The 13,214-nt window shown below is 45.5% G+C and carries 2 protein-coding genes; both read left to right on the forward strand.

Annotated elements, in window-relative coordinates:
• Positions 1-232: 232 nt before the first annotated feature.
• Positions 233-10,546 carry a vacuolating cytotoxin domain-containing protein gene (locus tag QSJ47_RS06170; protein WP_285602774.1) on the forward strand — a complete coding sequence of 3,438 codons (10,314 nt, stop codon included), beginning with the start codon at positions 233-235 and terminating at the stop codon, positions 10,544-10,546.
• A 212-nt stretch (positions 10,547-10,758) separates the two neighbouring features.
• On the forward strand, positions 10,759-11,571 hold the full coding sequence (locus tag QSJ47_RS06175) for an NAD(+)/NADH kinase (protein ID WP_221272434.1): 813 nt from the start codon (positions 10,759-10,761) through the stop codon (positions 11,569-11,571).
• Positions 11,572-13,214: the final 1,643 nt, after the last annotated feature.

Genomic DNA, 13,214 nt, shown 5'->3' on the forward strand with positions numbered 1-13,214 from the left:
GGCTTCCCTGAAAGGAGAAGCCAATATGAAAATACTCACAGCTCTCGTGGTTATAATGGCACTTCCACTGCCACTATACTAAACCAAAACGGGGGCACCCCGTTTAAGGGGTGCTTGCCCACCACGGGGGCTATTGTACCCGATTTAGCTAAAGTCAAAATTAATCTAGCAATATTGCGTTAACTCTATTGCATTAAGTCTTACAAAGTTATTTTTGACTAGAATGCTGTGCATGAAAAAACCCAGTTCTCTTAAATCTAAAATCGTCCATGCCATCGCTAGGCGCATCAAGGCAAACCAAGCCGAGCGCGCCGGCGTTTTGGCGTTTAAAGAAGAAGTCCCTAAGACCCAGCGCAAAAGTTCGTCCATTTCTAAAGCCCTCTCTAAGGGGGCGTTTGTAGTAGGGGGGTTAGCTATGTCTCCTGTGGTGTTGCAAGCCTGGGCAGGGACTGTTTATTGGATTTCTGGTTCGCATAATCTCAATAGCCAACACAACATTTTAGGCTATATGTCAAGCAATAGCTTTAGCCAAAAAAAAACTTGGCAGTGGAGTTGGGGCTCACATAATGTGTACAATAAATTCTACTACCATAGTGGTGGTGGTATTGATGGCTACTACTGCACCAATTGGGATTGTAATGGCTCGGTTACTTTAGTAGGCAACCAAGCAGGAACCTACACTCTACACCAGCTCCAATACAATGGAGGTGACCTTAATTTACAAATTAATGGGAGTGGAGGCAGTGGAGAGCTCTCTATTGGAGGGGGTGGGGGAAGTCCTCCAAATGTCAATATCACAAGTTATAATGGCACACATTTTACAGATAATTGGAATGCCCAAAGTGTAAGTTTTACCAGCAAATTAAGCGTAGCTTTCACCACCCTAACCACCCATGGCAACCACGGCACAACTGCCAATAACGCCACCCTAGAAACTTCCAATGGTGGGATCATCAATATCAACGATAGTAGCCATGAGAGTTTTACCAACACCACCTTTAGTGGTAGCGGAGCAATTAATCTTAATAGCAGCAACATTACCTTTAACAATGTAACCTTTAATAATAGCGCAAACAGCACCATTACAGATAATGGCACGCTTAGTTTGCAGGGCCACATTACTCTGCAACAAAATTCACCCCTAAACAATCTAGCCAGTACCATTACTTTGAGCAATGATGCGATCTTTAATATTACTAAAAGTCTAGGTAGTAGCATATATAACCTACTAGGTACCTCAAAGACGATTAATTACAATGGCTACACCAGCCATTTATGGAATCTCATCCACTACCAAAATGCAACAGGAAGTCTCTATACTGGTGATGGAGCTAACCCAACTTCTGGTAATGGGCTCTACCATGTCGCTTACACCGTCGGTGATAAAGAATACATCTTTGGCGAAACCTTTAACAATAATAGTATCAGTATGCATTTGATCTCTTTTATTGGTCCGCCCCAAAGCATTTGGGATGGGGTGTATTCCCTTGAGGGCACACATAACTATGAGGTAGGAGGTGGGATAGGCTATGTGGATTCAAACAACCATGAGCTTGAGAGTTTTGGGGGGGCATACAACCACAACTTTACCATCAATATTAATCCTAATGAAAACTTTGCAAATGGGACTTTAGTTTTAGGCAACCAAACTCCCACTCCTGTAGACTATACAAAAAATAGTGGAAGCATTTGGCTGGGTGAAAACGATTGGAATACCAACAGCATAACCGGCACTTTTAATGCCCATGATATTTACATGACAAACACCTTTCAAACCGGCAATAAGTGGGGAGGGCATGCGGGCGGTACGGTGAACATGACTTTCCATGCCTATAATAATTTGACCTTAAACGATCTGCACTTTTTTAACCACATCACAGCTATATACAATCACGATACGGATTACTTTACCGCTAATAAAGCCTTAAGTGTTACAAATTCCAAATTTGATGCCAATAGCGGAGGCACACTTACTTTTAATGGAGATGTGAGCAGCACTTTTAATAACAGCATTTTTAACGGGGCTGGTAGCCATTTTGTTTTTGATGCTTCCGATCACCAAAGCCAAAACCCCACCATCACCATGCAAAACTCCAACTTTACAGGGAATCTAAGCTCAGTTGCTATGCAAGCAAAGAGCATTGCTCTTACAGGGGTTAATTTCAACAATACAGGCAACTCTAACATCAGCCTTTCTGCTAGCCAAAGTTTGAACCTCACCAACACCAGTTTTAACGATGGTATGGCTAGTGTCTCTTTAAACGCAACCAACACCTTGAGCGATGCAGGCACTAGTACTCTCCATGCTAAAGACATCGATGTTACTGCCCAAACGGCAAGCTTTACCAACACCACCTTTGAGCTAGACCCCACCACAAATGGCACGGGCAACTTTAAAGTCAACAACTTAACCTTCAACAACGATACCTTTAATGGGCTTAGCAATTATAATTTTAGCAGCGATGGCGGCACACAAAACACGACTTTTCAGGGCACAACCACAATCAACACCAACAACGGCCAGTCTCCCTTAGCACATTTAGGCGCGATTACCCTTAGCAATGGTGCGCGCTTTGACATTAAGAAGGCCTTGAGTGGGTTTCAAGTGGGCCAGGCCTACCAGCTCCTAAGCGGAACTTCTATTAACTATGCTAGCGATACAGAGTACGCTAAAAATCTATGGCAAATGGTGCATTTTGGCCAAGCAAGCACCACTTTGGATAAAAGTGAGGGCGACGACACATACTTGGTTAATTTAAATTTAAATGGGCAAACTTATCAATTTCAGGAACAATTTAGCAACAATGCCCTTTCTCTTACTCTAACAGGCAGGCCACCCCAAGATGTGTGGATGGGGGTGTATCCGCTAAATGGTGCGCACACCTACAATGTGGGCAATGGCATTGCCTACATCAATCCCAATGTTTGTAATTCCGGCGATGAGGGTTGTAAAAACCACACACTCTCCACTTATAGCGGAGGCACACACTCTAGTGCCACTGTCAACATCACCGGGGACAATGCGACCTTAGTGATTGGCAACAACCAAAAGGCTGTCGCCACAGGAGGCACGATCAACACTGCTAATTCTGGTCTAGAATACCACACCAGTGTCCAGTTCAATGCGGCCAATATCTACATGACCAACAATTTCCAAATTGGCTATAGCAATGGCGTAGGCGAAACGGGCAATGCAGGCTTTAAGGCAGCAAAGAGCATGGACATGGAGGGCTTGAACTTCACCACCTATGAGGGTTCGCATGGAGTAGTGCATGCCTACTCTACCGATTGGTTTGAGGGCGATGCAAGCATGACCATCAACAATTCTAACTTTGCTGCTACGGGCGGGATCATGTATTTTAGCTCTCCAACGATGAATGTCAACCATTCTAGCTTTAGTGGCAATGGGACAACTTTTGATTTTAATATCCAAACAAACCAAGGAGGCGATGCAAATCATTTTAGCTTCCAACCCCAAAACATCACCATGCAAAACTCCAACTTTACAGGGAATCTAAGCTCAGTTGCTATGCAAGCAAAGAGCATTGCTCTTACAGGGGTTAATTTCAACAATACAGGCAACTCTAACATCAGCCTTTCTGCTAGCCAAAGTTTGAACCTCACCAACACCAGTTTTAACGATGGTATGGCTAGTGTCTCTTTAAACGCAACCAACACCTTGAGCGATGCAGGCACTAGTACTCTCCATGCTAAAGACATCGATGTTACTGCCCAAACGGCAAGCTTTACCAACACCACCTTTGAGCTAGACCCCACCACAAATGGCACGGGCAACTTTAAAGTCAACAACTTAACCTTCAACAACGATACCTTTAATGGGCTTAGTAATTATAATTTTAGCAGCACAGAAAACACCACCTTTTTAGGCACAACAACCATCTCCACCACGGATTTAAGCACCAACCCCAACAGTCCGTTTAAAACCCTAGGGGGCAATGTTACTTTGGGCTCTAACGCTCTCTTTAACATCACAAGCTCTTTGAGCAACACACCCTACACCTTGTTGCATGGCTCTAACATCAATTGGAGCGATGATAGCTATGCTAAAAATCTGTGGAACTTGGTGGATTACCAAGGAATGAAGGGCACACTCCTACAAAATGATGGCAATAACACCTACACCGTGGCCTTTGGGGGCGCAGACTCGCAGATCAAAGCAAAAGAGACTTTTAGCCACAACCAGATCACCCTAACTTTGCTGACCCAAGTTACGGACCTTTGGCCTGATGTCTACAACATGACTCCCGGCTGTGTTCAAGGTTCAATCCTTGGGATACAGGGGTGCTTGGGTTGGGCTAAGGGGCATTATGACTTGCTGACTGGGTATGGCTATAAAACCTACAATGTTAGTGTGGGGGCAGGAGGCATCGCCTACATCGACCCCAATTTAAAAAACGCCACCGCTCCCTATTACAACCCGGCGGGCAAACAACTAACCGCCTACAGCTTTGCGGGCAATGGGGGGACTTATGATATCCAAGGGCAGGGGACTTTAGTTTTAGGCAACATCACCACTCAGGCGGCCAGTGGAGGGCTGATCCAGTTTGGCGGAGAAGGGGCCAACCCGGGCTATATCGTGGATGTCTTTAACGCCTACAACATTTACTTGACCAATGGCATCAGCGTGGGCAATTTTGGGGGCGCGAATGGGGCGAAGTTGCCCTATGGCGGCGGGGCAGACATGACCTTTAACGCCAGCAATAATTTAACCACAGATGGCCTCACCTACACCAATAACCTCACCTACCTTAACCAAGTCTGTGGCATTTTGGGCTCTGTTGTGGGCAGCATTTGTAAAGACATCAAGCCCCAATCCTCCAACGCTAATTTTAGAGCCAACAACACCTTAAGCGCCATTAACTCCAACTTCTCCGATCATGTGGCTGATTATGGCGGTTTGTTTGGCTCTTTCCAATTTATGGGAAAACAGCAGGTGGATTTCACGGGCAGCAATGTTCAGGGCAACCGCACGAAAGTGTATGTGCAGGGCAGTCAGATCAATCTTGCTAACTCGGGCTTCTTTTTGGGCGACAACTCCAGCGTTGTACTCACCGGCGATTACACAGACAATTTAACCACAACAGCAGCCAAGGTGGAGGGCAACATCACCGCCACAGACACGACCTTTAACCTCAACACGGGCAGCAGCGCGACCTTTGCGGCAGCCAACACCACTTTAAGTGGCAACAGCGTGGTGTTGTTAAACAACGGCTCGATCTTTAATCCAAACCCCAAAAACACCACAACCACCAGCGCCACTTTTGAGGGGGTTACCAACATCACAGACAGCGCACAAATCGATGCCCAACAAAGCGATGTAACTTTTGATCAGGCCGCAAATTTTAGCGAGACCGCGCTTTTAAGCTTGTTTCAAAACTCTAGCGCTATCTTTAACGGCCTTGCCACCTTTAGCGGAAACTCTTTAATCAACCTCGACTCCAACACCACAATCGCTTTTAATCAGGGCTCTGACTTCACCGACAGCGCCAGCGTGGTTTTACAAGGGCAGGGGGCAAAGGCGACCTTTGCGGGCACGAACACTTTTGGCAGTGGCACGAGCCTACAAGTCAATGCCGGCGCGAACTTAGAGTCTAGTGGGACGATGAGTTTTAATGGGGGGCATTTCAATGTATCCAATGGCAGTGTGGCTTTAAACACCCTCAATTTCAATGGAGCCGAGTTAAACACACAGGGCAACAACACTTTTAGCGCAGGCGCAGTCAGTAGCGCAGGGGACACGGAATTTGGGCTGTATGGCAGTGGGGATTTGACCTTTGGGTCTTTAAGTGTCGCTAGTGGGGTGTTAAACATCCAAAGTTCTTTGACCCGCACCAGCCCATTCATCGATGTAAATGGAAATTTTGATGTAAGCGGTGTCCTCAACCTCTCTAACATTGACTTATCCAGCGCACTTAGCAAGGGGCAAACCCTCACCTACGATATCATCAACGCTAAAAATATCGAGGGGATCAGTGGGGCTGATGGCTACCAAAAAATCGAGTTGTCGGGGATACAAATTAAAAATGCCACCTACAACGCCACTAAGGACAGCTGGAGTTTTATCAATCCCTTGAATAGTTCGCAGATCATCACTGAGAGCGTGCAAAATGGGAATTTGAAAGTGAGTATCTCACAAAACCTTGGCTCTAGCACCGCTGGCTCTTACAACTACAACATCTACAACATCGCTCCCGAACTTTATTTTTACAACCAATCCAAGCAGAACACAACCGGATCCGCCTACAATTACAGCGATGATCGCGTGGGGACTTTCTTTTTAGACGGGCAGGTTAAGGGGGTGTACAACAATGGCGGGGTGCAAGAACTCCCGGGCACTTACGATACCTACAACAACCCCAACAGCGCGTTAAATATTTTCAACACGGGGGTGAGTGCAAACAATTTAATGGCACTAGCCGGGGTCGCCACTGCCCTTTGGCCCGCTTTAGAGGGGTTTTTGACCTCGGGGGTTTTGAACGATTTAAACGATCCTAATAAACTTTTACAGGCGTTGCAAAAAATCCAAATCAATTTAACTCCCGCACAAAAACAAACCCTATTAAACTTCATCAACGGCTTTGACAGCCAGATTAACCAGACTTTCAGCAACGGGACTTTGGTGGTCGGGGCTGAGCAAGCAGGGCAGATTGGAAGTAATAGCACAGTGTGGTTTGGGGGCAATGGTTTTAATGGTCCATGCGCACCGAGCACAGCACCCCAAAGCACTACTTGCCAATTCCGCCACACCAACATAGGGCAACTTTTAAGTTCTAGTTCAAACGCTCTAGGTTATATCGAAGCGCAATTTAATGCCAAAGACATTTACATCACGGGGACTTTGGGTAGTGGCAATGCAAAAGGCACGGGGGGCTCTGCTGAGGTGAGTTTTAACAGCACCACAAATTTGGTCCTCAACAAAGCCACGATTGAGGCGCAGGGCACGGACAAAATCTTTTCCTCTTTGGGTCTTAGCGGGGTGCAAAGTCTTTTAGGTCAGCCCCAATTGGGCGGATTGTTGGGGCAGTGGATTTACGACAAGGCAGAGGGCAATAATTTGATCCCTGTCGGCTTAAAAGGCTTGCTCCCTAGTAGCGTGGCTAACGCGACTTTGGGCGAAATCTTTAACGCGCAAGACATGGCCGCGCTCACCCAATTGCCCGGATTTGCCACCGTGGTTAAAGACATTTTGACACACCAAAGCGTGAGCTCGCTCTTTGGACCTAATGGACTCGTTGAAAGCTTGCCTACGAGTGTGCAAAATGAAATTGATGGCAAAATTGAGGCTGGCATCACGCAAGGGCTTGAGAGCGGTAAATTAAGCGGGTTGGAGCAAGGGCTGGTGCATAAGTTGCTAGGCATTATAGAGGGAGGACAGGGGGTGCAGGGGATCTTCAACTACCTCAACAATAACTTTGGCAACCAAACTTTATGGAATGTGATGGATGAGCTGGCCCCTTGGACAAATGTTACTTTAAACAAAGCCCTAGCGATGGGCGATAGCCCAGCGGCCACAGCCATGATGCAAAAATTCATGGACACAACCACCTTTGGGCAAATCTTTAATGTCATCTTCCAAAACAGCGCCATCATCAATAAAAGCGTGGCTTGGTTGGGGCCTCAAGTGTGGGGCGTGATCATGGACATGGCAATTAACGATGTTTTAAACCCCCCCAAAGCTTTAAGCAAAATGGCAGACGATGTGGGCGAAAAGCTCCTAGAGCAGATTTTTGGGGGCAATGTTTTAAACACCCTAAACAGCCTCACCCAACAGAAAGCCCTAAGCGGTATCCTCAACAATATTTTGCAAAATAAAGGGCTTGGGGGGCTGTGGTCGCAAGGCTTGGGCTCATTCTTGCCTCCAAGTATCAAGCAGGCGATGGAAAAGGCGGGTGTGGGGGGGTATCTTGCACCCAAGGGGCTTAGCGCGCTGTGGGAGAAGGGTTACTTCAACTTCTCAGCCAACAACGATATTATCAGCCAAAATAGCACTTATAGCAACGCTACGGGCGGGACTTTAAGCTTTGTCGCTGGCAAATCCATTGTCTTTAACGGCAACAACAGCATTAACTTTACCAACTACCAAGGCACGCTCAACTTTTACTCCGACAATCTGTCTAACATCAATTTAACGAGCTTGAATGCCACAGATGGGCTGAACTTAAACGCTCAGTTTGAGAACCTCAACATCGCCGGGGGTAAAATCAACCTCAACCAATACGAAAGCCTCAATGTGAGCGCGCAAAACTTCCAATACTTAGGCACTATCACGGATACAGGGGGGGCGATCGACTTTTCAGGGATCACGGGGGCGGATGTCCTTGGGACTTTAAATTTACAAAGTAACAGCACCCTAATTGCCAATAACCTAAGCATCCAAAAGGCTTTAAACAACCAAAGCACCAATGCGCTCAACATTGGTAACGATTTAACACTCTATTCAGGTGCAACTTTAACAACCCAAGCGCAGGGCATTTATGTCGGTGGGGCGTTAAACAGCCAAGGCGACTTTGTCTTTAACCTCAATCCAAGCAACACGAGCCAAAGCGCAAGTAGTAGCGCAAATAACACACAGGGCACAAGTGTGGGTAGTGGCACAAGTGCAAGTGGTAGCACAAGCACAAACAATACAAGCCAAAACGCAGACTCTAATACAAACGGCACACAGGACACAAAAGGCAATACAAACCAAAGCACAAGCAACAACACAGACAGCACGCAAAGCACAAGCCAAAATACGGGCTCTAACACAAGCAACAGCACAAGCACAAGCACAAGCAGCCAAAGCCAAAGCCAAAGCACGGGTGCAAGCGATAGCAACAGCACAAATACAAATAACGACGCAGACAATAGTATAAATGGTGGTATAAGCAACACCCCCACACAAAATATCAACACGCCCTTAGTGCAAGTGCAAGGCATTGCCACGCTCAAACCCACGAGCGATGAAACTCCCCTAATGACCCTCAACGCCAACACCCAAGCCGCTTACACCTTAATTAATGCCAATAGGTGGATCAACTACAACCTTTACAACCAAACCTTTGACCCCAATAGCTGGAAGGACTACCTAACCCTCTACACTTACCTAAACATCAATGGCAAGAGCTTTACGCTCAACCAACAAGGCAATGGCTTGCTTTACAACGGGCAGGCGGTTAAAATCGCCGATAGGGGCTTGTTGGTGAGCTATACAAACGCACAAGGGCAAAGCATAGACGCCTCCATTGCCTACGACAATATCAGTGTCGGGGTCAATAAGACTCTTGATGTCGGCGCGCCTAGCATTGAACAATACATCGCCCATATCCAAGGGGAGGACAGCGTGAAAGCCGTTTATGCGGCGGGCGGACCACAAGTGATGGGCTGGTTAAACCAACTTTTGATCCAAACCAAAAACACGCCCCTTTTTGCCCCCTACTATTTAGAAAACACCTCCCAAGCCAACTTAGTTAAGATCGCTAAAGACATCGCCAACAGCATCGACTTGGTGGCTAACCCTACTTTAAAAGCCAACGCTACAGATGTTTTACAAATCAACACCTATACCCAGCAAATGAGCCGTTTGGCTAAACTCTCTAGTTTTGCCAGCAACGACACCCTAGATGACTTCCACGACTTTTTAGCTAGCATTAAGGGCAAACGCTTTGCCAGCGCGGTGCCTAATGCGATGGACATCATCACCGCCTACTCCCAACGCAACAAGCTCAAAAACAATCTATGGATGACGGGCGTGGGCGGGGCGAGCTTTGTGGCGGGGGGCACGGGCACACTCTATGGCATCAATGTAGGCTATGACCGCTTCATTAAGGGCGTGATTGTGGGTGGGTATGCCGCCTATGGTTACAGCGGCTTTTATGGCAACATCACCAACTCCGCCTCTAACAATGTCAATGTGGGGCTTTACAGCCGTGCCTTTGTCAAACGCAGTGAGATCACCGTGAGCGCAAATGAAACTTGGGGCTATAACAAAGCTTATATTAACGCCACAGACCCCATTTTATCCATCGTGAATCAACGCTACAATTACAGCACTTGGACAACCAATCTACGCGCCAACTACGGCTACGACTTTTTCTTTAAAGACAAGAGGGTGATTTTAAAACCCCAAATCGGCTTGGCTTACTACTACATTGGTTTGTCCGGCTTGCAGGGCACGATGAATAACCCCTTCTACAGCCAGTTTAGGGCCAACGCCGACCCGGCAAATAAATCTGTGCTGACCTTGAATTTAGCCCTAGAGAGCCGCCACTACTTTGGCAAAAACTCTTATTACTTCGTGCTCGCCAGCATTGGGCGGGACTTGTTCGTGCATTCTATGGGCGATAAAGTTGTGCGCTTTATTGGAGATGACATGCTCAGTTACCGCAAAGGCGGGATGTATAACACCTTTGCAGGCTTAACCACAGGGGGTGAAATCCGTTTGTTTAGATCTTTCTACATCAACGCCAGCATCGGGGTGCGTTTTGGTTTGGACTATCAAGACATCAATATCACGGGCAATGTAGGGATGCGCTATGCTTTCTAAGATATTTTTAAGCTTTCTTAAGTTAAAGTTCTCTTCCCCCTCCTTTTTGGTCCCAAGGAGTTTAGGCTTCTTGGGGCTTTTTTGTTTTTATAAATCATCTTCTTTAATCAGCTTTTAAGTTCTTTTGTGTTAGTGTACGAGCCCCCCTCCTTTTTAACCCCTAGGGTTTTCCCTGGGGGTGTTCCCCATCTTTAAATTCCAATGGTTGTTGAATGCGTCTTGAACCCATAAGCCATGTTTATATCCTGCTCAAACCTGCCCTAGAGCCTGAAATGTTACACGCCCTAGAGGCTTGCTTGAAAGAGGCCAAAATGCTCTACAGCCTAGAGTCGCCCACCGCCTATCACCCCAATGAAGCCCTGCTTTGTTTGGGTGGGGATGGCACGCTCTTAGCTGCCCTGCGCCACCCTTTGAATTTGCCCTGCTTTGGCATACATGTAGGGCATTTGGGTTTTTTAACAGCCACAAATTTAGAGGGTGCTCTGGCTTTCTTAAAGGCTTTGAAGCGGGGGGATTACAAAGCCCAAGAGCATTTAATGCTGGAGGGTAAAATAGGCAAACAGTGCATTTTGGCCGCCAACGATTTGGTGGTGAGCAAGAAAGACTACTATGGCATGTTGGAATTACAGCTCTTCATTGACGAGGTGTTGGTCAACACTTACAAAGTGGATGGACTCATCTTTGCCACACCTTTGGGCTCCACCGCTTACAACATCAGCGTGGGTGGGAGTGTGCTCGACCCCCTATGCCAAAACATCTTAATCACCCCCATTGCCCCACACTCTCTTAGTGAAAGGCCGCTGATTTTAGGGGCTGGGGCGTGCTTAAAAGTGGTGTCCACTCAAGCCTGCATTGTGGTGGCGGACGGGCAAGTACGCCACACCTTAAAGCCCAAACAGGTCTTAAATATCCATGCCGCCAAACGCCAAGCCACCTTGCTCCAGCCGTTGGAGCGCAATTACTTTAAAATCCTCAAAGAAAAATTTGCGTGGGGTTCAGCACAACAAAATAATTCTATAAAATAGTCAAGCGTTCCAGGAGATATCTTTTAAAATTTTTGAAATTCTAAGCAAAAGCCACAACTATAATATCTTGGAAATTTTGAATATAACGATAACGAAAATGTATCTTAATCTTCTTGTAAGTGGGCTTACAAACCCAGCATATCAATTTAGACCCAAAAGACTTGTCAATATTTGAGTTTTTCTTGTGGTATTTTATGTACCTTGGTAGCTTTAATTTGTGCCAAGTTGGCTTTTAATCGTCTAGCGATCTTGGTTTGTTTGGTTAATTACTTTGTAACTCATCTCTTTGTGTTTTAAGCTCTTTAATTTTAGTCCTTTGCGAAGCATTTCTAAGCGCATATCCGTGTTCTTTAGCTTTATCATTTCATCACTTAGGATTTTTAATCCTGTTGTTCTTTAACCCTGTCTTGGTTTTAAGACTGGCGTTTTCTTTCACTAAGTCTTTGATTGTTTTTCTAAATGTCTATTTTATGTTCGCCTGTGTCAAGATTTTCCCCGTATTCATCGCTGTTTTTAAATTCTTAGGTCAGGGATTCGATGTTGCTTGTTAAGCTTTTAAGTCCTTTCCAGGTCTTTATTCCTGCTTTTCCTCTCATCTTGCCTAATCTCAATCTCTTTATCTTTGATGGGGAGCACTGCAATAGGTCATGTTGCACTTACCAACAATGGCATTGCACTTAATGGGTAAAGAGCATTTCACATGTGCTTCCGGTCGGTTGACTTTTAGCTTTAAACCATGCAAGTTTTTTAGCATGTTTATCTTTTGTGGAATCACCTTGATTTTAAGTTTTATGATATTGTTGTCGATCAAGTAAATTGTGTAAATTGTTTTTTGTAACATAAAAGCGAGACTAAAAATTCTCTCTTAGCTTCACAGGACAAACTAGCCAAAACGAAGATTGCAAAGTGTTCCCCTTATGTGGTTGGAAAGCAGACTGCCTAGTCATTAAAGTATGCTCATAAGTTCGCCTGTTAATTTGCAAGTAAGGTGTCATGCACCCCATATCTTCCCCTTTAACGATTTTACCTCATCATGTTTTCCTCTATTAAGTGGCATTGCTTTATCTACAACATGATTACGCATGATTTTTCTAATGTTGTCTTATATTTATCAATTATTAAATGTTTAAGTAGATTTTCCTAGTAAAAGCAGCGGTTATGGATACTAAGAAGTAGATACATCACAACCTCGGCTTTATTATCATTGCTAAATCTTGTCTTTCTAGGCGTATCCGTGCAATATCAAGAGACACTAGAAGTGGTGCAAGAATTACAAGAGGGCGGGAGACTTAAATTTTCTCTGCAAGAGTTTATAGGGATGGTGGATGGACTTAGACATTGAAGCTTCAAATAATTTTCGTAATAGCATGGATAACTTTGGTGAACTTAAGATGGCGAAGCTTTGATTAAGCCAAACGCTCTGCTTAATGACCTCCTTGCAAGACCCAAGCCTAGATGACAGAAACCACCACGATAGTTATATTGCTTTAGGCAACGCTATAATGGCGGCAAAACTATCAAAATCCAACCATTTTAAAACTCTCCGGCAGAAATCCCACTCGTCTTTAGCGGGTGGGATGAATGCCCTCTACCCTTGATTTTCTATGTATCTTTTGATAGTTTCTGGGTTAGCTTCTCCTATG

Source organism: Helicobacter sp. NHP22-001 (genome assembly GCF_030270165.1).
In the GTDB taxonomy this organism is placed as follows: Bacteria; Campylobacterota; Campylobacteria; order Campylobacterales; family Helicobacteraceae; genus Helicobacter; species Helicobacter gastrofelis.

Excerpts from the sequence above, each read along its gene's own strand:
- QSJ47_RS06175 (WP_221272434.1), top strand. The coding sequence starts at position 10,759 with ATGCGTCTTGAACCCATAAGCCATGTTTATATCCTGCTCAAACCTGCC.
- QSJ47_RS06170 (WP_285602774.1), top strand. The coding sequence starts at position 233 with ATGAAAAAACCCAGTTCTCTTAAATCTAAAATCGTCCATGCCATCGCT.